General features: G+C 59.5%; 19 protein-coding genes. 8 read left to right on the forward strand and 11 right to left on the reverse strand.

The window, feature by feature from the left end:
* Positions 1-9 precede the first annotated feature (9 nt).
* Entirely contained in the window at positions 10-786 is a 777-nt protein-coding gene (locus tag XX99_RS03420; RefSeq protein ID WP_231581128.1) for a dienelactone hydrolase family protein, read from the forward strand.
* A 267-nt stretch (positions 787-1053) separates the two neighbouring features.
* Here XX99_RS03420 and XX99_RS03425 read toward each other — a convergent pair whose 3' ends face one another.
* The 5 genes from XX99_RS03425 to XX99_RS03445 form a co-directional block, all read right to left on the reverse strand.
* Positions 1054-2316 carry a lactonase family protein gene (locus XX99_RS03425; RefSeq protein WP_050057941.1) on the reverse strand — a complete coding sequence of 421 codons (1263 nt, stop codon included), beginning with the start codon at positions 2314-2316 and terminating at the stop codon, positions 1054-1056.
* A 195-nt stretch (positions 2317-2511) separates the two neighbouring features.
* Positions 2512-3843, reverse strand: coding sequence for a beta-propeller fold lactonase family protein (locus XX99_RS03430; protein ID WP_050057942.1), 1332 nt, complete (start codon positions 3841-3843; stop codon positions 2512-2514).
* Positions 3844-4137: 294 nt separating this feature from the next.
* Positions 4138-6210, reverse strand: coding sequence for a M13 family metallopeptidase (locus XX99_RS03435; protein WP_050057943.1), 2073 nt, complete (start codon positions 6208-6210; stop codon positions 4138-4140).
* Positions 6211-6406: 196 nt separating this feature from the next.
* Positions 6407-7483 (reverse strand): MlaD family protein, encoded by a 1077-nt coding sequence (locus tag XX99_RS03440; RefSeq protein ID WP_050057944.1) that lies wholly within the window; start codon positions 7481-7483, stop codon positions 6407-6409.
* A gap of 231 nt (positions 7484-7714) precedes the next feature.
* Positions 7715-8092, reverse strand: a complete 378-nt coding sequence (locus XX99_RS03445) for a holo-ACP synthase (RefSeq protein WP_050057945.1) — start codon at positions 8090-8092, stop codon at positions 7715-7717.
* Between the two features lie 78 nt (positions 8093-8170).
* Between XX99_RS03445 and XX99_RS03450 the strand changes: the two genes are divergently transcribed.
* A complete protein-coding gene (locus tag XX99_RS03450) occupies positions 8171-8620 on the forward strand; it encodes a hypothetical protein (RefSeq protein WP_231581129.1) in 450 nt (149 codons plus the stop codon).
* Positions 8621-8636: 16 nt separating this feature from the next.
* On the opposite strand, the gene recG is transcribed toward XX99_RS03450, so the two are convergent.
* A complete protein-coding gene (recG, locus tag XX99_RS03455) occupies positions 8637-10877 on the reverse strand; it encodes an ATP-dependent DNA helicase RecG (RefSeq protein WP_050057947.1) in 2241 nt (746 codons plus the stop codon).
* A gap of 296 nt (positions 10878-11173) precedes the next feature.
* Between recG and XX99_RS03460 the strand changes: the two genes are divergently transcribed.
* From XX99_RS03460 to polA, 5 genes are all read left to right on the forward strand, one after another.
* Entirely contained in the window at positions 11174-12079 is a 906-nt protein-coding gene (locus XX99_RS03460) for an ABC transporter ATP-binding protein (protein ID WP_050057948.1), read from the forward strand.
* Complete coding sequence (locus XX99_RS03465) at positions 12072-13316, forward strand: ABC transporter permease (protein ID WP_050057949.1); 1245 nt, start codon at positions 12072-12074, stop codon at positions 13314-13316. Before XX99_RS03460 ends, XX99_RS03465 begins: the two co-directional genes overlap by 8 nt.
* A gap of 66 nt (positions 13317-13382) precedes the next feature.
* Positions 13383-14057, forward strand: coding sequence for a lysophospholipid acyltransferase family protein (locus tag XX99_RS03470; protein ID WP_156185771.1), 675 nt, complete (start codon positions 13383-13385; stop codon positions 14055-14057).
* Between the two features lie 10 nt (positions 14058-14067).
* The gene (gene queA, locus XX99_RS03475; RefSeq protein WP_050057951.1) at positions 14068-15138 is read left to right on the forward strand and encodes a tRNA preQ1(34) S-adenosylmethionine ribosyltransferase-isomerase QueA; all 1071 of its coding nucleotides are present in this window, start codon (positions 14068-14070) and stop codon (positions 15136-15138) included.
* A gap of 55 nt (positions 15139-15193) precedes the next feature.
* A complete protein-coding gene (gene polA / locus XX99_RS03480) occupies positions 15194-17944 on the forward strand; it encodes a DNA polymerase I (RefSeq protein ID WP_050057952.1) in 2751 nt (916 codons plus the stop codon).
* Positions 17945-18040: 96 nt separating this feature from the next.
* On the opposite strand, the gene glmM is transcribed toward polA, so the two are convergent.
* The 3 genes from glmM to XX99_RS03495 are packed head-to-tail and all read right to left on the reverse strand — an operon-like array spanning position 18041 to position 21057.
* The gene (gene glmM / locus XX99_RS03485; protein ID WP_050057953.1) at positions 18041-19390 is read right to left on the reverse strand and encodes a phosphoglucosamine mutase; all 1350 of its coding nucleotides are present in this window, start codon (positions 19388-19390) and stop codon (positions 18041-18043) included.
* Entirely contained in the window at positions 19387-20787 is a 1401-nt protein-coding gene (gene xseA / locus XX99_RS03490) for an exodeoxyribonuclease VII large subunit (RefSeq protein ID WP_050057954.1), read from the reverse strand. Before xseA ends, glmM begins: the two co-directional genes overlap by 4 nt.
* 45 nt (positions 20788-20832) lie before the next feature.
* Positions 20833-21057, reverse strand: coding sequence for a DUF2905 family protein (locus XX99_RS03495; protein ID WP_050057955.1), 225 nt, complete (start codon positions 21055-21057; stop codon positions 20833-20835).
* Between the two features lie 88 nt (positions 21058-21145).
* Between XX99_RS03495 and XX99_RS03500 the strand changes: the two genes are divergently transcribed.
* Entirely contained in the window at positions 21146-22321 is a 1176-nt protein-coding gene (locus XX99_RS03500) for a potassium channel family protein (RefSeq protein WP_050057956.1), read from the forward strand.
* Between the two features lie 18 nt (positions 22322-22339).
* On the opposite strand, the gene XX99_RS03505 is transcribed toward XX99_RS03500, so the two are convergent.
* Both XX99_RS03505 and XX99_RS03510 read right to left on the reverse strand, forming a co-directional pair.
* A complete protein-coding gene (locus XX99_RS03505; protein WP_184084522.1) occupies positions 22340-22690 on the reverse strand; it encodes an Hpt domain-containing protein in 351 nt (116 codons plus the stop codon).
* A 48-nt stretch (positions 22691-22738) separates the two neighbouring features.
* Positions 22739-23116 (reverse strand): response regulator, encoded by a 378-nt coding sequence (locus XX99_RS03510; RefSeq protein ID WP_050057958.1) that lies wholly within the window; start codon positions 23114-23116, stop codon positions 22739-22741.
* Between the last annotated feature and the right edge of the window lie 31 nt (positions 23117-23147).

Below are 23147 nucleotides of genomic sequence, written 5' to 3' on the forward strand. Positions count from 1 at the left end.
ATTGCAGTAATGGCCGCAATGACTTGCGTATCCCTCAGTCAGGCGCAGGACTGGGCGAAAGAACGGCTGGGAAAATCGCCCCGCCACCAGGAGTGGGTCGACATCAAGTACGGCAATCGGACGGTGCATGCCTTCGTGGTCTATCCGGAGGTGAAGGGCAAGGCTCCGGCGGTGCTCGTCATCCATGAAATCTTCGGACTAACGGATTGGGCACGCGAGGCAGCAGACGAGGTAGCGGCTGCAGGATACATTGCCATCGCCCCTGACCTGCTCTCCGGCGATGGTCCGGAGGCTGGAGGCTCGAGCGCCTACGCCACCCAGGATGACGCGGTGAAGGCAGTATCGGGACTCGATCCGGACCGGGTGACAGCGGATCTGAATGCCACCGCCGACTACGTGAAGAAGCTGCCCGCAGTCAGCGGCAAGCTGGCGGTCGCCGGATTCTGCTGGGGAGGAGGCCAGTCGTTCCGCTTTGCCACCAACCGGCATGACCTGAGCGCAGCCTTCGTCTTCTACGGACCACCGCCGAAGGACCTGAGTGCCGTTTCTGCGCCGGTGTACGGCTTCTATGCAGGAAATGACGCCCGCATCTCCGCAACCATTCCCGATACCACGGTGGCCATGAAAGCAGCGGGTAAGAAATACGATCCGGTTGTCTACGATGGAGCCGGACACGGCTTTATGCGCGCCGGTGAAGACCCGACCCGGACCTCCGGCAACGAGGCGAACATCAAGGCTCGCGACGACGCCTGGGCGCGCTGGAAAGAGCTGTTGAAAGGCCTGTAAGCGCCGACTTTGCTCGATCCAAGCGGGGTTTCGATCGAATGTCCTGTTTCAGGCCAAAAGGAAAACCCGCTGCACGCAGCGGGCTCCGGTTACTGACAAAGTCATGGTCTTGGTAGGGTACGGCCTTCAGGCCGTACGTAAATCAAGCAAATGAGTGTGGCTTCAGCCACTGGGGGAAGGCCCCGCTCACACTGCAAAGGTTCGTCATCAAACTCAAAAGCCCGCTGCATGCAGCGGGCTTTTGAGTTCTTACTAGCGGTGTACGGTTTAACCGCCGCTTCCGGTTCCGGCCGTTGCCTGGACGTGCTCTCCAGGGTGGTTGCCGTGGGTAACCGCGGCGGCACAGGTCGGCTGGCCGGCGGTCGGGAAGGGCGAGTTCTCTGCGCCGGTCAGCACGCCGGTATTCGTGTTCAGCTGGAACCCGGAGATCGAGTTGCCCAGGAAGTTCGAGGTGTAGACGAAGCGTCCGAAGGCCGGATCGACCAGCACGCAGGTCGGGCCGGTGTCGGTCGAAATGGTGGTCGCACCGGCCAGCCCGGAGGGCGCACCCGTCGACTGGGTGATCGTGTAGGCGCTGATGCTGTTGGAATTGAAGTTGGCAACGTAGATATAAGTGCCGCTCGGATCGATGGTCACAGCATCCGGGAAGACCGAAGTCGCGAACGGGCCGCCTTCCAGAGGGATAAGCGCGCCATTGGCGGCGATATTGTAAGCGATAAGCTGGTTGGTCGCGCTGTCCGTTACGTAATAGAAGCGGCTGGTAGGATCGCTGGCGCTGGCATTGGGTGAAACACCGGAGGTGAAGGGGCTGCCCGGGATGGCGGTCAGCACGCCGCCGCTGCCGACGGCGAATGCCGAGACCGTTCCGCCTGTACCGGAGGTGGCTGCGCCTGTACCGTTGGCATTCGCACCGGTTGCTACTTGAGGGGTGGTATTTTGGTTGACCACGTAGACGAAGTTTCCGTTCGCGGTGACATTCACGCTCAACGGGTTGGTTTGAACCGGGAAATACGAGAGCGTGCCGTTGGCAACTGCGGTGCCTAGGCTGCCGTCAGAATTGATGGGATAGGCGACCAAAGCGCCCGGACCCACATTCAAAATGGAAAAATTGGGCTGAAAGGTGACGGCGACGTAGAGAAAAGTCCCCGCCGCATTGATGGCGATCGCCTGCGGAAAAGCTCCCGGCGTAGTCGTGGTGTGCTGCGGATAGAGCTTGCCGTCGGTGCCAATGGCGAACTCGACGATGGTGCTGTCGAGTTGGTTCACGACATATAAGTCTGCCCCATTCGGGGACGTGACTTCGGCGACAGGATTGCGGCCGCCGGAGCTATAAGGAGAATCCTGAATCTGGGTCAGAGCGCCCGACTCCTGGTCGACGCGGTAGACGCTGATCTGCCCGGGAGTGTTTTTGGAGGCCGTGACGTAGAGGTAATCGATGGTATTGCTCTGGCCACAGGAGGTAATGCCAAGTCCGACGCCAAGTGAAACTGCTGCGGCCAACAACGCGTGGCCCGTTTTGCTGAACTTCATGCGCTTCCTTCGTCCTGGCCAGCGGCACAGGCGTGCGATGTTAGGGATCGCTCCCGCTTGAATTGTAAAAGCTTGAGCTGCTTTCGGCTATAGCGCCGGATCGAACGGCTGCGCTATAGCCTAAGAGCTAAGCAAAGGAATTGAAGCGGTCAGGAGCGAAGGCATACGCGCGTCGTGACCGCTTCAACTCTGTTCTTAGTCCGTGTGTCCGCTTGCGACGCACCAGGTGGGATTGCCGACCGTGGCGTAGCTGGTTTTGTTACGCAAATCGGTCAGCACGCCGGAGTTTGGATCGAGTACATGGCCGGTGACGGTGCTGCTGATGAAGTCAGCCGTGTAAATGTACTGGTGCGAAGGATCCTCTAGGATGCACTGCGGGCTGGAGCCAGTGGGGAAGGGGGCTCCGCTGATCTGCGCCAGCACACCATTGCTCGCAATCGTATAGCCGCTGATCTGGCTATTCGCATTGCCAACGCTGGAGGACGGTCCGGCATTGGCTAAGTAGAGGAACTGGCTCTTGCTGTCCGTGGTGAGCGCAATCGGGTTGCCGGAAGTCGACTGGCTATTGGGGAACGGGCTATCCGTGACCGACTGCAGAATACCGTTAGTGCCGACGGTGTAGGAGTAGACCTGATTGTTGCCGGTATCCAGCACAAAGATATAGGCTCCCGACGCACTCGATCCCATGTTGCTGATCTTGGCGGCGTTGGTGACTAACTCTGCATTCTGCGTGAGGGTCAGCTGGCCGCTGGAGCTGTTGAGAGCGTACTCGAAGATGGTCTGACGGTTATCGCTCGCGAAACCCGTGGTGGCAGGCTCCGGGCCGGCATCCGCAGCGAAGACGAAGGCCGAGGCAACGTTGAGGTCGATCGGGTTGCAGCCGATGGGGAAGTAGCCAAGCTGGGTGCCGTTGCCGGTCTGCTGTTGATTGTTGGTGATCAGCGAGAGCCGGCCGGTGTTGGTATTCACGCTGAAGGCAGTGATATCGCCCACCGGATGCCAGACGCCCGCGGTTGTGGGGTCAGGGCAGGGAAACTCTGCGCTTTGCGTGGTCGATGTAGTCTGGGCAGGATTGTTGGCATCGACCGGAGCGTACTGGTCCAGCACATACAGGAAGCTGCCTGTGGAGTTGAATCCAAAGCGGATGGACCCATTACCCTGGCTGGTGTAGGTCTGCTGCGGGGCCAGAACGCCGTCTCCGCCGACGGAGAAAACGGCGATATTGCCGCCGCTATAGGTTCCGTCTGTCTGCAGAGCGCCGGCATTCAGGACATAGAGATATCGGCCGGTGCTGGACACGATCGAGCGGAGCGGGTCAGTGCCGCCCGAGCCGAAGGGGGAGCCCGGGATATTGCTCAGGTTTCCAGTGTTATTCGAAACTTTGAAGGCACCGATCTGGTTGAACTGGGCGCCGGTCACATAAAGATATGCGACGGTAAAGTCGACGGTGCAGGAGGTAACACTCAGACAAAGACCTAGGGATACAACCAGGGCCAGAACAATCTGGCCAAATTTCTTAAACTTCATGCGCTTCCTTCATCCTGATTTCACTTAGACCAGGCACTGGATCGGGATCGCTCCCGTCTGCATTGTAAAAGCTGGACGCGCTTTCGGCTATAGCGGAAGGCCGGGCACGTCCCGATAAGTCATGAAATTCAGAGGGGATTCGCGCTTGTCGGCGGCATATCCCCTTGGTTTTCTTTGACTCGTTCCGGCGAAGTTGGTTAGAGGGTATTTCGCCAAATTTGCTGGCAACAGCTGCCGTCTGTCACCTGGAGGGAATCCCCGGCCATCGCCGGGGATCGATGGAAGGCAAGCACGTTACCAGACGACGCAGGGAGCGTCCGGCATCATGGGCTGGCCTTTCTTGCAGCCGAAGGCCTTGCCGAACTGGTCAAAGTTCTGCACTGTTCCATTCGTCCGGAACATGCCGGGGGAGTGGGGGTCGGTGCGCGCCATCACCCGTTCCGACTGCTCGGTCCGGTTTTCGCACCATACCTGGGCAAAGGCGATAAAGAAGCGCTGGGAGGGCGTGTAGCCGTCGATCTTCTCGTTCCGGGCGTTTCCGCCCTCCTGGGCCAGCACGCTCATCAGGGCCTGGTAGGCGATCCGGATGCCCCCATTGTCAGCGGTATTCTCACCCAGTGTCAGCTTGCCGTTCAGTTTCTGGCCCGGAACCGGCTCAAAGCTGCCGTATTCGTTGACTTCGCAGCCGGTGCGCTCGTCGAAGGCCTTGCGGTCATCCGGAGTCCACCAGTTCTTCACGTTGCCCTGGCCGTCGAACTTGCTTCCCTGGTCGTCGAAGCCGTGGGTCATCTCGTGGCCGATCACCACGCCGATGGCTCCGAAATTGACCGCGGGATCCTTGCTCACGTCGTAAAACGGCGGCTGAAGAATGCCGGCCGGGAAGTTGATGTCGTTATTGCTGGAGTTGTAGTAGGCGTTGACGGTGGGAGGCGTCATTCCCCACTCTTTTTCGTCCACCGGCTTGCCGATCTTGTTCAGATCGCGCGTGTATTCGAAGGCGTCGGCGCGCTGAGCATTGCCGATGAGGTCATCGCGCTTAACCTCGACCTTCGAGTAGTCCCGCCAGTTCTCGGGATAGCCGATCTTCTTGCGGAATTCGGCGAGCTTGGCTTCGGCCTGCTTCTTGGTCTCCGGCGTCATCCACGAGAGGTTCTGAATATCATCGCCAAGAGACTTTTGCAGGGCGGCGACCAGCTTTTCCATGTTGTCCTTGGCCTGGGGCGGGAAGTTCTGCCGTACCCAGTCCTGTCCCACGGCTTCGCCGAGAGCCTGGTCAGTGAGCGTGGTGCAGCGCTTCCAGCGAGCGGACTGCTCGGCCTGGCCGTTAAGCGTCTTCTGGAAGAAACCGAAATGCAGGTCGTCGAAGGAAGACGAAAGTAAGGGCGCGGCTTCATTCAGAGCATGAAAGCGGAGGTAGCTCTTGATCGCGTCGAGACTTTGCTGGTCGATGACGTCATTGAGCGCCTTGAAGAAATCCGGCGTGGCCACGTTGATCTCGGAGATTTGCGGGGCGGAGACGCCGGAGAGAAAGGCATCCCACTGAAAATTCGGAGCGAGGGTTTTGAGATTCGCGAGTGGCTGCAGGTGATAGCGCTTCTCGGGGTCGCGCAGGTCGACGCGCGGCGTGGACCCCTTGGCCAGTGCCGTCTCGATCGCCAGCACGCTGTCGGCTTCGGTCGACGCTTTCTCATCGCTGTCGCCGGCCAGTTTGAAGAGGCCTACCGCGTAAGCTTTGTACTGCTCGCGGATCTTGGTCATGCGCTCGTCGTCGAGGATGTAGTAATCGCGGTCCGGCAGGCTAAGCCCGCCCTGGATGACGATGGCGATCTGCCGGGTGGAATCCTTCTGATCCTGCTGGCTGCCGAAACGGAAGAACGCTCCGGTGGAGTCCTTGGCCTGGAGGTCGGCAAGCAACGCGCCAAGCTGTGCCTTAGAGGAAAGCGCGTCGATTTTATCGATGACCGGCATCACGGGCTTGTCGCCTAGCCGATCGGCGAGATCGGTATTCATGCAGGCGGCGTAGAAGTCGCCGTACTTCTTCTGCAGCGGCGTCTTCGGATCGTTCGCTGCCTTGTTGAGATCGACGTAGAGGAGATAGCGATTGCGCTCGTTCAGCTCATTGAAGCGGCCCCACCGCGCCTGGTCGCTAGGGATGGGATTGGCCTTGCGCCAGTTGCCGCAGGCGTAGGCGTAGAAGTCGGTACACGGGTCGGCCGTCTTGTCGATGGCGTTGAGGTCGAAGCTATGCAGCGCCTTCGGTTCCACGGGAGCACCTCCCGGCGTGTTATCCGCCGAGGTGAAGGTGCTTTGTGCGAGAGCGAGGCTGCTGCAAAAGAGAAGCGTACTGGCGATGCGGAAGGGCTGCATGAATCCTCGGGAGGGTCACCGCGCTTTGAGGGGAAGGGGCGCAGCGGATCTTGGCGCGGGGAAACCGCGTCTACTGGAAAATTAACATGCCGCTAACTAAATGAGACACAGCGTTTTTCCAGGATTCGTTTCCAGGAGCCGTTTTCCGCGATTGCCCGGCATCTGGCCTTAGTCAGATGCCGGGTCCCGAATCTGCTTAGAAGACCTTGAAGTGGATTGTCAGGTATTTCTTCGGATTCTGGCGGATGGCGGTAACCAGGTTGCTGGTGTTCTGAATCATCTCGTCGCTGTGGTTGTAGAGGGCAGGATCCTTGATCAGCTTACCGATCGTTCCCTCGCCGCTATCCACCTGCGCCAGAACCGAATTGAGATTGGTCACAGTATCGTTGAGCTTCTTGGCGAACTGTGGATCCTTGGCCATCATGCCGATGGCCCCCTTGCCCTGGTTGATTCCAGCCAGAAGCTGATTCAGGCTATCAGTCGACTGCTTCAGGTTGTTGTAAAGGGTCTCGTCTTTGAGCAGTTTCCCGGCGCTGCCCTGTCCCGCGTCCAACTGGGCCGAGATATGCTGCAGATGCCCGACTGTGTCGTCGATGCGTTTGTAAAGCTGGTCGTCGGCTACCAGTTTGCCGATTGAGCCTTTGCCGCTGGCGACCGAATCGACCAGTGCCTGAATCTGATTCACAGTCAGAACAGCCTTGTTGTACAAGGTTGGGTCATTGATGAGCTGGCCGATCGAACCTTTGCCGCTGTTGAGCGAATCGACCAGATTGTCGACCTTGGCCAGAATCGTATTCAGCTGCTCGATGGTTCCCTGGCTGGACTTGATTACGTCGGTGAGATTCGGCGTTTCAGTCGTCTTCAGCTCGTCCCCATCGCGAATTTCGGGGCCAGTGGAGAATTTACTGTCGATATTCACGACGGTGTCGCCCAGCACACCAATCGTCTCCAGGCTGGATTTCGAATCCTGATGAACTGCATCGGTGAACTTTTTGCTGATCTTCATGGTGACTTCAACCGGCGTGAGCTTGCGCTGAGGCTCGATGCGCACAGCCTTCACGTTGCCGATGGTCACGCCTTCGAGGTTTACCGGCGCGCCGACCTTGAGGCCGGCCGAGTTCTCGAAATAAGAGCGAACGGTGATCTTGCCGGTCCAAAACCCGCCAGAGCTGCCGGACATAAGGAAAACCAGAGCCGTGAGCGCCGACAGCGCTACCAGCACCAGTACTCCCACCTTCAATTGAGACCACTGGACTTGTTGCTGACTCGGCACAGGCACCCTCAGGGATAAAAACGGTTGGGAATTGGATTGAGCTTCCGGTCAGAGAATATCAAACCGCGGTTTTATGTCTTGCCGGACCACCATAGGATGCCGTATCGGCGACACCTGTTGCAGAAAACGAGGATGCAGAGGCAAGAGTACAGCGTACAAAAATCAACGTCCCAAAAATTGACAGAATCTGAACGCTAAACCCTGCACCCTATTCCCTACACCCTGCCTTTTTCAGTCTTCCAAATGCACTGAGGCCATGGCGATGGTCTGGCTGTGGGTCAGTGAGAGCGCGATGCGGCGAACCCCGAGCTGGCTGGCCAATTCGCTGGCCCGGCCGCTCAAATGCAGCGTGGGACGGCTGCCAGGCTGCCGTTGGACCTCCAGCTCCTTCCAGGCGACGCCATGTTGGATGCCCGTGCCCAGGGCCTTGGCGCCCGCTTCCTTCGCCGCAAAGCGCGCAGCGAAGCTTTCGGCGGAGTTTTTCTTTCGGCTGCAATAGGCAATTTCGCCGGGAGTGAAGATCCGGTCCAGGAAGCGCTCCCCAAACCGCTCGATGGAACGGGCCACGCGGTCGATCTCAATGATGTCGATACCTGTGCCGAGAATCATGCAAGAAAGCTAAATGAATTTGCGGCGGTGGCAAAATTCCTTGCGTTTTAGTCTGCATCGGACGGACTTTGGTGAATCTTGAAGGCACGAAAGTACCATCTGTTGCCGGTTATGCAAACGGCGCAATGTACCGATCAAGTGAATATGCGTGGCGATTACGAGTCGAATAGCTGGAGCCTGAAGCTGACGGCGTCGAGTGACGACGATCCCCAGCGGCTGGTTCGCTTTCTCAGCGGGGTGCTGCTTTCCTGCGGGGTATGGATTCTCACCCGCAGCACGCGGGGCAACGATTTTGCCGAATTGGACTTCGAGTTCGCGCGCGCCGCCTGCATCGAGATCTACGCTGCGCTGATCGCCGCAGGGCTGGAGCTAAGCCGAGACTCGCATCATCAGATGGCGGACCTCTGCCATTGCACCCGCAATCTGCTGCAGAGCAAAGCCTTCGACGTGGCGCGGATCGAGCTCATGATCTACAGAGGCAGAACGAGCAAATCCCCGGGCGGAGAGGAGACGCTGACCTTGGGGTAAAAAGCTGCTGGGGCGTCTAACCTGCTTCCACCAGGCCGTAGCGGCGTTGCCAGGCCGCGCGCAGGCGATCCCACACCGCTCTTTTCTCCTCTTCGCTGGCCTCGGCGTCCGGCTTTTCGACGAAGCGCGCCGCCTGTTCCTTGGCAAGCTCCAGCAATTCGCGATCACGCACGATATTGGCCACGCGGAAATCGGGCAGGCCGGCCTGCCGCGTGCCGAAAAACTCACCTGGTCCGCGCTGTTCCAGATCGAGCTCGGCGAGTTCGAAGCCGTTTTGCGTACGCACCATGGCTGCGAGCCGCTCTTCCGCCTGCGGCGACGGACGGCCGCCGGTCATGAGGATGCAGTAGGATTTGGCCGCGCCACGCCCAACGCGCCCGCGCAGCTGGTGGAGCTGCGCCAGTCCAAAGCGCTCCGCGTGTTCGATGACCATCAGACTGGCGTTGGGCACGTCTACGCCGACTTCGATGACCGTGGTCGAAATCAGGACATCCAGGTCGCCGCGCTGAAAACGCCGCATGATGATCTCTTTTTCATCGGCATCGAGCCGCCCGTGCAAGAGTCCGAGGCGCAGGCCGCTCAGATGCGTGGCGCGAAGCTCTTCGTACATCTCGGTAGCCGATTTGAGCGATGGTTTTTGAAAGAGTGAGGTGCTTTTCGCTGCTGTCTTGTTCTTCGCAGATTTCTTCGCCGGCTTTTTCACCGGCTCTTCCGCTTCGGGAGGCGCGAAATCGAGCTCCGGCTGATCGTCCTTAGCGCCTTCGATGACCGGATACACGATATACGCCTGGTGGCCGCGCTTGACCTGATCGCGCAGCAGCTTCCATACCTCATCGGCTCGTTCGTCGGGAACTTGCTTGGTAACGATCGGCGTCCGGCCCGGCGGCAATTCATCGAGCACGCTGAGATCGAGATCGCCGTAAATCGAAAGCGCCAACGTGCGCGGGATGGGCGTCGCCGTCATCACCAGCACGTCCGGTTCGGCGGCGTTCGGTTTCTTCATCAGCCGGAAGCGCTGGAGAACGCCGAAGCGGTGCTGTTCGTCGACGACCACCAGGCCGAGCTTGGCAAAATCCACCTTCTCTTCGATCAGGGCATGCGTGCCGATGACCAGATCGGCTTCGCCCAGGAAGATGCGGCGGCGGGCGAGCCGCTTCTGCTCCTCGTCGAGGGAGCCGGTCAGCAGCACGGTGCGATATTTGCGCGAGCTGCGTTCGAGAAGCTTGCGAATGGCCAGCGAATGCTGCGTGGCAAGAATCTCCGTAGGAGCCATGAGCGCTGCCTGATAGCCGTTCTCGATGGCCACCAACATGGCCTGCAACGCGACGATGGTTTTGCCCGAGCCCACATCGCCCTGCAGCAGCCGTCGCATGGGCGAGGGCTGGCGCATGTCGCCGACAATTTCGCCGAGCGAGCGCTTCTGTGCGGCAGTGGGATGGAAAGGCAGGATCTGGCGCAACGCCTCGCGGACCTTGTCGCTGGTCTCGAAGGTGATTCCGGCGCGCTCCTTCAATTTGCGCCGCTTCAGCTCAAGTCCGCACTCGAGGTAGAACAGCTCCTCGAAGATGAGCCTTCGATGCGCGCCCGTGCTCGATGCCTGCAAATGCGTCATGGGCGTTCCGGCAGGCGGAAAATGTACGAAGCGCAAGGCCTCTTCACGGCTGGCCAGCTTGAGGCGCTCCAGCATCGCTGCGGGCATGGTCTCGGGGATGCGGCCTCGCAGTTCTTCGAGCAGGCTGTAAATGACTTTGCGAATCCAGCGCGAGGCGAGGCGGCTGCCGCTGAGCGATTCGTAGACCGGCGTGATGCGGCCGACTTCGAGCAACCGGCTTTCGTCGTCGAGATCTTCGGGGAGGATCTCGAACTGCGGCTGGATCATCTTGAAATTGCGCGTAGAACGCGAGGGCTCGACCTTGCCGTAGAGCGCGACCATCTGCCCGGCCTTGAACTTGCCTTCGAGATACGTGCCATGAAACCACATGCATTTCATCGACGAGAGGTTCTGGCCGACGGTCATCTCGAAGATGGGCATGCGGCGGGTGCGGAGCAGCGTGGTGCCGCGGACTTCGGCAATCACGCTGGCCATCTCTCCAGGCACCAATTCTGTCAGCGAGCGCGGATGCAGACGGTCTTCGTAGCGGAAAGGCAGGTGAAAGAGAAGGTCTTCAACGGTCGCGATGCGCTTCTCGTTGAGAGTCTTTGCGATCTGAGGACCAATGCCCTTGACGAACTGAACCGGAGTGTCGAGTGCAACCACTCAAAGATGCTAGCAGGGCGGGTAGCTAAAAGCCGGGCGGCTAAAAAATGGCTCGCTAGGAAGCGGTCGGCCGAAGGGCGGGGTGCCAAGAGCCGGTCAGCGGGGAAGGCGGCGGGCGGGGAAGGCTAGACCTCGAAGCCGCTTCGGGTGCCCCGCATCTCGCCCTTGAGATGTGGGACTCCACGGAGCTCGCCAACCGGACTTTTGCCGATCCGGACTTCAGCGATCCGCTCCTTAGCGACCCGCCTCTCAGCTGCTCCCCCTGTTAGACTCGTTTTGAAATTGGAGAGCTGGGAATGTCCACGGTTGTCTATCTGGATCGCATCTCGAAGGCTTACGAGAAAAAGATCGCGGTCAAGGATTTGAGCTTGCAGATCGATTCAGGCGTGATGTTCGGTCTCCTTGGGCCAAATGGCGCAGGGAAGACCTCGAGTATCCGCATGATGATCGGCATCACCATGCCGGATTCGGGCACGGTGAATCTCTTCGGCCAGCCCTTCACACGCGAGAGCCTCAAGCGGGTGGGATATCTGCCTGAAGAGCGCGGTCTATACAAAAAGATGAAGGTGATGGATCAGCTCGTCTTCATGGGCGAGCTGCGCGGCCTCGATCCCGCAGTTGCCGGCCGCCGCGCGCATGACTGGTGCGAGCGGCTGCAGATTCTGGACGCGGTGCAGAAGAAGACCGAAGAGCTCTCGAAGGGCATGCAGCAGAAGATCCAGTTCATTGCCACGCTGCTGCACGATCCGGAGCTGATCATCATGGATGAGCCGTTTTCGGGCCTCGATCCGGTGAACGCCACGCTGCTGCAGGATACGCTGATCGATCTGAAGAAGGCCGGCAAGGCCATCCTCTTCTCGACCCATCGCATGGACCAGGTGGAGAAGCTGTGCGACGCCATCTGCCTCATCAATGGTGGCCAGGCGGTGCTGGCGGGCGGCATGCGCGAGATCAAGTCTCGCTATGAGCGCAACCGGGTGCTGCTGAACTTCGAGGGCGACAACTCTTTCCTGCAGCATCCCGCGATTGCCGACTACAAAGACTACGGCGGGCAGGCTGAAATCCAGTTGAAGCCTCACGCCAACGCGCAGGACCTGTTGCGTGAAGCTGTGCAAAAAGCGACCATCTACAAGTTCGAATTGGTCGAGCCTTCGCTGGAGGAGATCTTCATCCGCACGGTGGGAGAAAAAGTCGATGCGTGACACCCTTCTGATCGCGAAACGCGAATACCTCGAGCAGGTGAGAGGCAAAGCATTCAAGATCACCACCATCCTGATCCCGCTGTTGTTTGTGGCTCTCGTCGGCGTAATGACGCTGGCCAGCAGGAATTCCGGTGTGGGTAAGCACCTGGTGGTCGCGAGCAGCGATGCGGCGTTGGCCAATCGAGTTCGCGATCAACTGGTCAGCGATAAGGATGCCAGGGCGACAGTGGATGTGGACGCTCCCGTGGCCGGCACCGAGCGCCAGGCCTTGCTGACGAAGGTCGATCAGAAGGATCTGGACGGATTTCTCTGGCTGGACACCTCCGCGCCGGACGCCGCGAAGGCAACGTACGAGTCGCGGTCTGCAGGCGACTATGCTACCGAAAGCAGATTGCAGAGCGCGGTGAACCATGCTCTGGTTGCAGAGCGGCTGGTGGCGCGTGGGATTCCATCGAATGAGGTCGAGGCTCTTACCCAGCGCGTCGATGTGGATACGGTGCAGATCAAGAACGGCAAGGAGACGGAGAGCAGCTCGCTGAGCACCTTCTGGGCCGCGTACGCCATGTCCTTTCTGTTGTCATTTACGGTCATCATGTACGGCATGAACGTCGGCCGCTCGGTGATTCAGGAGAAGACGTCGCGCATCTTCGAGGTGATGCTGTCGACCGTGAAGGCCAGCGACATGCTGGCCGGAAAGCTGATCGGCATCGGCGCAGTCGGCTTGACGCAGTTGGCGATCTGGGCGGTTGCGGCTGCGCTCTTTGCCAGCTCCGCGCTGGCAACGACGTTGCTGTCGGGAGAGTTCAAAGTTGCGGTCTCTACTCCGCAAATTATCTTGTTTATCCTGTACTTTATTCTGGGCTACGCGCTCTACAGCACGCTTTTCGCGGGCCTGGCCGCAACCTGCGATACCGAGCAAGAGCTGCAGCAATACACCCCGCTGGCTGCGGTTCCCATCTGGTTGAGTTTTGGAATGATCACCTTCATTGTTACGAATCCAAACTCGATCTGGTCGGTGGCCATCTCAATGTTTCCGCCCTGCGCACCGATAACGATGTTCCTTCGGCTGGCCTCGCAGTTTCCTCCGCTGTGGCAGATTGTGCTTTCGCTCGGCCTGATGGCGCTCTCGGTGGTGGTGCTGCTCTGGATCTCTTCGCGCATCTACCGCGTCGGCATCCTGATGTACGGCAAGCGCGCAACACTGCCGGAGATTGTGCGCTGGCTGCGGTATAGCTGAAAGCAGGGGATAGCGTTCAGGGTGTAAAAGCCTGGACCAGTAGACCAGGGCCAGTAGAATCGATGAGTGAGTTCCGTTCATCAATTCTCTTTTGGGCAGCGGGTGGCTCTGGCTATTATCCCGCGACTGACAGCGCTGGTTCTGGCCCTGATCGGGATGACGCTTCGCTTCGAGGTGATCTGCGAAGAGGGAGCGGTTCCGGAGAGCCCGCCGACCACCGGCATCTTCTGCTTCTGGCATCGCTGCACTCTGCCCTGCGGCTGGTACTTCCGCAAATTTCGCTGCTCCATCCTCATTAGCCAGAGCTTCGACGGCGAGCTGATCGCCCGTACGCTCGGTCTTCTGGGCTATGGCGCGGTTCGCGGGTCGAGCTCGCGCGGAGGTGCGGCGGGACTGCTCGGGCTGAAGGCTGTCATCGAGAATGGATTCCCGGTAGTGTTCACAGCCGATGGGCCGCGGGGGCCGATCTATCAGACGAAAGCCGGCCCGGTCAGGCTAGCGCAGATGACGGGCCAGAAGATCGGCAGCTTCTACCTGTTGCCCCAGCGCGCCTGGACGATGCGATCCTGGGACCAGTTTCTCATCCCCAAGCCGTTCTCCCGCGTGGCCGTGAGCTGGTCGCGTGCTCTTCCGGCTCCCGGCGCGGAAGATACTCCAGAGATGCTGGAAGGGAAGCGCCAGGAGCTGAACGACGCATTGGAGCGGGCTCGGGCGCGGGCCGAAGCGCACTTCAGCCGATAGAATTGGCCTTGTGCTGGTTTCCGATTTCGATTACGAACTTCCCGAAGAGCTGATCGCGCAACAGCCTCCTGCTGAGCGTTCAGGTGCGCGAATATTGATGTTGGACCGCCGCTCGGGTCATTGGCAGGACAGCGCATTCCAGCATTTTCCGGAGCAGCTCCGCGAGGGCGACCTGCTGGTGTTGAACAACAGCCGCGTGATCCCAGCGCGCCTCTTTGCGCGGCGTGTTCGCGCTGCCGCTTATGGTGAAGACCCGACCGGGCGCATGGAGGTCTTTCTTACCAGCCAAGTCAGTGAATGGGAGTGGGAGGCGCTGGTTCGTCCCGGCCGCAAGGTCCAGGCCGGAACGCAATTTGTATTCGGCGAGGGAGAGTTGCGTGCCGTAGTGATTGCGCGCGGCGAGCTTGGTGAGCGTACGCTGCGCTTCGAGCCTGTTGCCGATTTCTATGCGATATTGGAGCGGCTTGGGCACATTCCGCTGCCGCCATACATTCGTCGCTCCGAAAAAGATACCGATGCTGATACAGATCGCGAACGCTACCAGACCGTCTTTGCCCGCGATCGCGGATCGGTGGCCGCTCCGACGGCCGGCCTGCACTTCACCCCGGAGATTCTCGATCGGATACGCGAGCGAGGCGTTCGCATCGCGCACATCACCCTGCATGTGGGGTTGGGTACTTTCCAGCCAGTGCGCGTGGAAAGGCTTGAGGACATTCATCTGCATCGCGAGCGTTATACGTTGTCCGAAGAAACAGCCTGCGAGTTGAATGCCGCGCTGCGCGAAGGGCGTCGCGTAGTGGCCGCCGGGACGACCACGGTTCGCACCCTGGAACACTGCGCGCAAACGTCGAGCGATGGAAGCTTCGAAGCTCATTCCGGCAGTACAGATATCTTCATCTCGCCCGGCTTCGAATTCCGCGTCGTCAAGGCGCTGCTGACCAATTTCCATTTGCCACAGTCGACGCTCCTGATGCTGGTGAGCGCTTTTGCCGGGCGAGAGCATGTGCTCGCGGCCTATCGCCATGCGGTTACATCCCGCTATCGATTCTTTTCCTACGGCGATTGCATGTTTCTCTCCTAAATACCCGGCCGGAGCATGAGATTCCACGCCAGGAGAAGCGGTAGACTCAGATTCGATGTCCACCGACGCTACCAAACCGCCCGTCTTTCTGCTCGACTCGATGTCCTTCATCTTCCGCGCCTACCACGCGATGCAGCGGCAGCGGCCGATGTCGACACGCACCGGCGTGCCCACTGCGGCGACGTATGTGTTCGTGAACATGATCAACAAGCTGCGCAAGGATTTTTCTCCGGAATACTTTGCCGCTGTTTTCGACCTGAGCGGACCGGTCTTTCGCGACGAGCGGGCGCGCGAGATCAAGCTGCGCAAGTTCAACGCCGAGACGCAGCAGTTCGACGAGGTGGAATACGGCGGCTATAAAGCGAACCGCACGGAGATGCCTCCGGACCTGGCGCAGCAACTGCCCTATATCCGGCGTGCGCTTGAGGCATTTCATATCCCCATCCTGCAGGCCGAGGGCTTCGAGGCGGACGACGTGATTGGAACGCTCGCGGTGCAGGCCGCGAAGGCCGGACACAATGTCTACGTCGTATCGAATGACAAGGACATGCTGCAGCTGGTGACCGATCAGGTGAGGGTGCTGAATCCGGCGAAAGACAATCTGGTTCTCGATCGCGACAAGGTGATCGAGACGCTGGGTGTGCCTCCTGAAAGAGTTGTCGACGTGATGGCGCTGCGCGGCGATTCGATTGACAACATCCCCGGCGCGCCGGGAATCGGCGACAAAGGATCGGTCGAGCTGATCCAGCAGTTTGGCAGCGTAGAGGCAGCGCTCGACCGGGCGGCCGAGGTGAAGGGAAAGAGATACCGCGAATCGCTCCAGAGCAACCGCGACACCGTGTTGTTGAGCAAGGAGCTGGTCACGATCCATTGCTCGGTGCCGCTGGAGCTTGACCTGGAGCAGATGCGCACGCTGCCTCCGGATGTGAATGCGTGCCGCGCGCTGTTTACCGAGCTCGAATTCACCACGCTCTTGAAGGAGCTGGCGCCGGCCGAGGTGAAGCAGACATTCGAGCATCGCATCGAGCCGAGCACGGAAGAAATCGAAGCCTTCATTACTGCAGCGCGAGCCGGCGGCTTCGCGCTGGCGGTAAATACCTCCGCATTAGAAGCGGCTGCGGAACAGGTCTCGGAGCAGGAAACCGAAGCGATCGAAGAGCGCGAGCCAGAGCTGAAGACCATGTCTCTGATGTTCGAGGCGGAAGAGCAATGCGAGACTCCGGCTGTGGAAGTGCAGTGCAAGGTTGCTGTGGCCGCGGATGGCGATAAGGCATTGCTGGTGGAACTGGAGACGGTGCGTTCGCTCTTGGAGGACGAATCCGTACCGAAGCGAGTGCACGATCTGAAGGGAACGCTGCGGGCGATGGAGGCGCATGGAGTCACGCTGCGCGGCGCGCAGGACGACCTGATGCTGTACTCGTATCTCATCAATCCCACGCACACCACGCACCGGCTGGGGGATGTTGCGGCGAGATTCAGCGACTATCCGCTGCGCGAGACGGGCGACCGGCTGCTTACTGAGTCGGCGCATGCTATCGAATCGTTGACTCCTGTGCTGCGGCAGGATGTGGAGACGCTGGAGGCACGCAGCGTCTACGAAACGATCGATCGGCCTTTGGTGCCGGTGCTGTTGGAGATGGAGAAAGCCGGAGTGCGCATCGATTCGGGTCTGTTGAATCGCATGGGCGACAAGCTGTCAGCGGAGATGCAGCGAGTGGGAGAAGAGATCTTTGCGCAGTCAGGGCATCGTTTCAACATCAATTCGCCCAAGCAGCTTGGCGATGTTCTCTTCAACAAAATGGGCCTGCCCAAACCCATCAAGTATGGCAAGGGCAAGGTGGTGTCGACCGCGCAGGATGTGCTCGAGGAGCTATCTGTGCATCATGTGGCGCCGCGCATGGTGCTCGAATACCGGCAGTTGGCCAAGCTGAAATCGAACTACGTCGATTCTCTGCCTCTGCTGGCCGATGGCCAAGGTCGCGTGCATACCACGTTTAACCAGGTCGGCACGGCGACGGGACGTCTGTCGTCGACCAATCCCAATCTACAGAACATTCCCATTCGCACTGAACTGGGACGTGAGATTCGCGCGGCGTTCATCGCTGCGCCGGGAAATCAACTGATCTCTGCGGATTACTCGCAGATCGAGCTACGGCTCATGGCTCATTTTTCCGATGACCCCTTACTTGTTAACGCATACCGCACTGGTCAGGACATTCACACTCTGACCGCCTCCGAAGTATTCGGAGTGTCCGCCGAAAATATGAGCAAGGAGACGCGCAATCGCGCCAAGGCGGTGAACTTCGGCATTGTCTACGGCATCTCGCCCTTTGGATTGGCACAGCAGTTGAACATCGATCAGCATGAGGCGCGGTTGTATATCGATACCTACTTCGAGCGCTACAAAGGCGTGCGAGCGTTCATCGACCGGCTGCTCGAAGAGACCCGCCAGGAGCAAAAGGTACGGACTGTCTTTGGACGAGTGCGTCCCATTCCGGATATTCAAAGCCGCAATGCGAATCTGCGCGGATTTGCCGAACGCACTGCCGTAAATACTCCGCTGCAAGGAACCGCCGCTGACTTGATCAAGCTGGCCATGATCCGCATTCAGGAGAAGCTGCGCGTGCAGAAGCTTCAGACGCGCATGACGCTGCAGGTGCATGACGAATTGGTCTTCGACGCGCCATCGGCTGAAGTGGATGAGGTGCAGCAGCTGGTGAAGACCGAGATGGAGAGTGTGATTGAGCTCAAGATCCCGCTGGTTGCCGATGTGGGTGTGGGCAGCAATTGGCGAGATATGGGGTAGCTGAGAAGCGGATCGCCAAAAGACGGTCGGCTAAAGTCCGGCCAGCTAAGAAGCGGTCAGCACAAATCGAGAGCGGCACTCTTGATTCGCACGATGCTATGCCCCCAACTCATCACGTATCGCATCAGCGATGAAGTCCGCGTGACGCCGCATGAGTGCTTCGGACTCTGCTTCGATCATCACGCGAGCCAGTGGTTCGGTTCCGGAATAGCGGACCACCACCCGGCCGTTGCCGTTCAATTCGTTTTCTGCTGCGTGAATCGTATCCGCGATGGTTGCAAATTCCATCAGCGGCTTCTTTTCCTTCACGCGAATATTCACGATGACCTGGGGAAATACCTTAAGGTCGGCGAGGAGTTCGTGAAGCAGCTTGCCGGAGCGGCGCACGATATCGAGCACTACCAGAGCGGTTAGAAGCCCATCACCGGTGGTGGCGAGATGCGGAAAGAGAATGTGTCCGGACTGCTCTCCCCCCAGTGAGGCCGCGTTGGCCTGCATCATCTCCAGCACATACTTGTCGCCCACTGGCGCGCGCAGCATCGTGATTCCGTCGCGCTTGAGAGCCGCCTCAAGTCCCATGTTGGACATGGTTGTCGCGACCACCGTGTCTTTATGAAGCAGGCCCTTCGTTTTCAGATCGCGCGCGGCGAGCAGGAGAATCGCGTCGCCGTTCACCACGCGTCCCTGGGCATCCGCGAAGAGCGCGCGGTCGGCGTCGCCGTCGAAGGTCACGCCGATATCGGATTGTGTGGCCTTGGTTTCGGCTGCAACCGTCGCAGGATAAAGCGCGCCGCAGTCGGCATTGATGTTGCGGCCGTCGGGCTGGACATGTGTCAGCTGTATGTGGCCGCCGAGCCGGGCGAAGAGCTCCGGTGCAATGGCAGACGCTGCGCCGTTAGCGCAATCGAGGACCAGCTTCATCTCTCCAAGAGCTAAGGCGGGCACGGCGGAGAGCAGGAAAGCCTCATATTCGGCGCGGTAATGTTCTTTGGGCTGAAGCGCAGCCACTGCTGACGGATCGATTGCAGGCACTGTCGCAAGCTGTTTGAAGATCTCCTCTTCAATGCGCAGTTCAACTTCGTCCGGCAATTTGTAACCGTCACCGCCGAAAATTTTGATGCCGTTGTCGTGCCATGGATTATGCGAAGCTGAGATCACAACCCCGGCGGAGAAACGGTGTTTGCGCGCAAGATACGCAATCGCTGGGGTGGTGATCACGCCTGCGCTTTCCGTTGCAGCGCCACCTTTGGAGAGACCGGCAGCAAGCACTCCGGCGATCCATTCGCTGGACTCACGTGTGTCCATGCCCAGGATTACCCGCGGCTGCTGCGAGCTCATTTGCAGCTGATGCGCCAGGGCCAGTCCCACTGCGTAAATGGTCTTGGGGTCGAGCGGGGATTCTCCCGCCACTGCGCGAATGCCATCCGTTCCGAAAAGCTTTCTCATTCCTTGTTCTGTTCTCCGTTCGATTCCTGTGAGGTCTGGGTGACGCGGCTCTCGACGCTGCCCCGTGCCAGTCGTGTCTTCAAAATCTGTCCCGGATGAGCCTGGGCTGCATCGCGCAGCAAGGCTCCATTCTCGTCGTAGACCAGAGCATAGCCGCGGCTCAGCACTCCAAGCGGTGAGAGCGCGACTAAATTTCTTTCTAAAGATTTAAGCCGCGCGCGATGCCGGGCATCGGTCGCGACCTGGGCGTGGAGCAACCTGCCCGCAAGCGATTCCAGTCGCTCATCCGCGAGTTTCAGGCGATGGCTCACGTCGTGACGAATCAGCTCGGACGAGAGTTGCTGTACGCGCTGTGAGGCCCTCTGCAGCTGCCGTCCGACCAGAGTTTCGGCGCGATAGGAAAGCTCGTCGACGCGCTGCTGGCGGCGGTTCAGCCCATCCTGCAATCGTGCGAAGGCAGCCGGAGCGGAGAGTCGCGCGAAGCGCTCCCGCGCCTGAATCAGCGCATAGCGCGCTGCGCGGTGAATGCGCAACGAAAGCTGCTCCACCTGCTCCTCGATCTTGTGCTGCGCGCCGGTGATCAGTTCCGCTGCTGCCGACGGGGTCGGCGCGCGAAGGTCGGCGACGAAATCGGCGATCGTGAAGTCGGTCTCATGACCGATGGCCGAGACGACGGGTAGATCGGATGCGGCGATGGCGCGGGCCAGGAATTCCGAGTTGAAGGGTGTCAGGTCTTCGAGCGAGCCGCCGCCGCGCGCGACGACAATGACGTCGACCTCTTGCGATCGATTGAAAAACGCAATGCCCGCAGCGACCTCGGCTGCTGCTGCGTCGCCTTGCACCAGCGCAGGATAAAGCAAGACTTGCAGCGCGGAGTGGCGGCGTCCTGCAACGTTCAGGAAATCGCGGATGACCGCGCCGGACGGCGAAGTGACGATGCCCACGCAGCGAGGAAAGGCGGGAAGCGGCTTTTTGCGCTCGGCGTCGAAGAGTCCTTCGTGCTGCAACTGACGCTTCACTTGCTCGAAGGCGAGCTGCAGCGAACCCGCGCCCATCACCTCGAGATGTTCGGCAACAATCTGTACCGAGCCTCGCTGCTCATAGACGGAAAGTTTGCCGCGCAACAGAACATGCAGTCCATCCTCGGGACGGAAACGGAGCAGCCCAGCCTGCCGGCGGAACATCACGACGGAAAGCTGGGCCGACTCATCTTTCAGATTGAAGTAGAGATGTCCCGACGCCGCGGGGCGAAAGTCGCATATTTCTCCCTCGATCCAGAGGTCGGAGAAGGAGCGCTCCACTTCGAGCCGCAGCTGTCCAGTAAGCTCGCTGATCTTCCACACGCGCCGCTGCTGAGTTTTTGTTTCTTCGAAGCTGAAACCTAGCTGGCTAACCACAAGGTTTCAGTCTACATGCTGCCTGGGTGTGGTTTGAGCACCCCTTCAGCGACGCAAGCGGGAGAGCAGATAGAAGATAAGAGAAAGCACGATGCTGAGGAGCAGGGAAGTTCCCAGCGGGAAGAAGACCGCTACGTTTTTACGCCGCCAGGCGAGATCTCCGGGCAAATGGCCGGCGCGAATGCCGAAACGGTCGAGCGCGTACACAATCCCACCGGCTAGAATCAGCAGCAGCCCGAGTTTTACCAGTAACCGCGCCAGTCCGGCCATACTCTCTTTAGACTATCGAAGGCCGCAGCTGAACGCGCTATCCGTTTTTTGCTGGGAAACGCAGGGCTATAAGGATTGAGGGACACGCTTGAGAGCCTTTTACTTTTGTGTCGGAGCCGCATGTCTTTTCATCGCGTTGTTCGACGCATTCCAGACGGTGATTCTGCCGCGCCGCGCCACGGGGCGGTTTCGAATCACGCACATGTACTTTGTGCTGACCTGGTGGCCCTGGGCGCAGATCGCAGGCCGAATCAAGGACTCAAGGAAGCGGGAGACTGCCCTGAGCTACTATGGGCCGCTGTCGCTCATCCTGCTGATTGCGATTTGGGCCACGGGGCTGCTCTTCGGCTTCGCTTTGCTCTATGCGTCGCTGCGCATCCCGATTAACGATCCGTCGCAGGCCCATCCGGGATTTCTTTCCGATCTCTACCTCAGTGGAACCACCGTCTTTACTCTTGGGATCGGCGATTTGACTCCGCATTCGCCTTGGGCGCGACTGCTGGTGGTGCTGGAGTCAGGGATAGGGCTGGGATTTCTGGCTCTGGTCATCGGCTATTTTCCCGTGTTGTATGGGGCTTTCTCGCGGCGCGAAGTCAATATCTCTCTGCTCGATGCCCGCGCCGGCTCTCCGCCAACCGCTGCCGAGCTGATGCGCCGGCACGCATTTAGCGGGGGCACGGAGGCGCTCAATCTGTTGCTGGTGGAGTGGGAGCGCTGGTCGGCCGAGTTGCTGGAGAGCCATATCTCTTATCCGCTGCTCTGCTATTTTCGCTCGCAACACTCCAACCAAAGCTGGATCGGCGCGCTCACCGCGGTGCTGGATATTTGCTCGCTGATGATTGCCGGCGTACAGGAGCATGCCGCACGTCAGGCACAGCTGACCTTCGCCATTGCGCGCCACGCGGTCGTTGACATTGCTCAGATCTTCTCCCTCACGCCGGTTACGGACATGGAAGATCGCCTTCCGCCGGAGCGCTTCGAGGTGCTGTACAACCTGCTCTGCCAGTCCGGAATTCGCGTTTGCCGGGATGGAGATTCCATGGAGCGGCTGCGCAAGATGCGGTCGCTCTACGAAGGTTATTCCGTGGCGCTGAGCCGTCATCTGCGCATGCCTCTGCCGCCCTGGGTGGCGGATCATCCCCACAAGGACAATTGGCTCTCGGTGGCAAAGGTGCGAGCCGAAGCGGAAGCTGCTCCGGCTGAGAATGTGAATCTGAATATCGCGCCGATCCTGATCACGGACGAAGAGCACCACATCTTCTGAGGACGCTCCGCTCCGCATTTAGGCTTCCCGGGAACGAATCTCCGTCTCCAGTTCTTTGAGCAAGGAGGCTAACTCCTGCCGCTGCTCGTCGTCGATATGGGCGTCTCCGGAGAGCAGCACCTCGATTTTGGAAGCAAGCGCGGTTCCCTGCGGAAGGCCGAAGGTGCCCAGGATGCCAGCCAGCTTATGCGCAGCCGACTCGGCCTCTTTACGGCCAACCTGATCGAGCGTGCCCTGGGCCAGGCTTTGCTCGGCGAAGCGCAGGGTCAGTACACGGCCTGCGATTTTAGGAAGATTGTTTTTCCATACCGCTTCCAGTTTGCCCGGAAGATCAGGCTGTGATCCGTTCGAACTATTTATCATATTCATCGCGTTGTCCTTCTGCATTGCGGCAACGGTTAAGTAGAAGTGCAGCGCTCACTGCTGCCAACCCAGCGCGTCCGACATTTGCTTGGCCAGCGTTAGAGGATCGAAGGGTTTGAAGAGAATCGCCGCCACGCCGAGTTCAGCGAAGCGCTTCTGGTCCGCTCCCTGCACCTTTGCGGTGAGCAGGATGACCGGAATCTTCGCGGTCTCCGGAATTTTTTGCAGCTCCTGAAATGTCGTGGGACCATCCATGCCCGGCATCATCACGTCGAGCAGGATGGCATCGGGGCTTGCCTCCTGAGCTCTTTCGATACCGTTGCTGCCGGAGTTGGCGCTTACCACATCCCAGCCAGCAACCATCTCTAGCGTGAGAGCCGCTACCTCCCGGATGTCGTCGTCGTCGTCGATGATGAGAATTCTCCGTTGCATTTTTTTCAGATTCCTTAATCTCTAGACTCTT

It is taken from the genome of Silvibacterium bohemicum (genome assembly GCF_001006305.1).
Classification (GTDB): Bacteria; Acidobacteriota; Terriglobia; order Terriglobales; family Acidobacteriaceae; genus Silvibacterium; species Silvibacterium bohemicum.

Coding starts and splice junctions, on each gene's coding strand:
- XX99_RS03445 (WP_050057945.1), bottom strand. CDS start 8,092: ATGATTCTCGGCACAGGTATCGACATCATTGAGATCGACCGCGTGGCC.
- XX99_RS03420 (WP_231581128.1), top strand. CDS start 10: ATGGCCGCAATGACTTGCGTATCCCTCAGTCAGGCGCAGGACTGGGCG.
- glmM (WP_050057953.1), bottom strand. CDS start 19,390: ATGAGAAAGCTTTTCGGAACGGATGGCATTCGCGCAGTGGCGGGAGAA.
- XX99_RS03435 (WP_050057943.1), bottom strand. CDS start 6,210: ATGCAGCCCTTCCGCATCGCCAGTACGCTTCTCTTTTGCAGCAGCCTC.
- XX99_RS03465 (WP_050057949.1), top strand. CDS start 12,072: ATGCGTGACACCCTTCTGATCGCGAAACGCGAATACCTCGAGCAGGTG.
- XX99_RS03505 (WP_184084522.1), bottom strand. CDS start 22,690: ATGAATATGATAAATAGTTCGAACGGATCACAGCCTGATCTTCCGGGC.
- polA (WP_050057952.1), top strand. CDS start 15,194: ATGTCCACCGACGCTACCAAACCGCCCGTCTTTCTGCTCGACTCGATG.
- XX99_RS03495 (WP_050057955.1), bottom strand. CDS start 21,057: ATGGCCGGACTGGCGCGGTTACTGGTAAAACTCGGGCTGCTGCTGATT.
- XX99_RS03425 (WP_050057941.1), bottom strand. CDS start 2,316: ATGAAGTTCAGCAAAACGGGCCACGCGTTGTTGGCCGCAGCAGTTTCA.
- XX99_RS03430 (WP_050057942.1), bottom strand. CDS start 3,843: ATGAAGTTTAAGAAATTTGGCCAGATTGTTCTGGCCCTGGTTGTATCC.
- XX99_RS03460 (WP_050057948.1), top strand. CDS start 11,174: ATGTCCACGGTTGTCTATCTGGATCGCATCTCGAAGGCTTACGAGAAA.
- XX99_RS03510 (WP_050057958.1), bottom strand. CDS start 23,116: ATGCAACGGAGAATTCTCATCATCGACGACGACGACGACATCCGGGAG.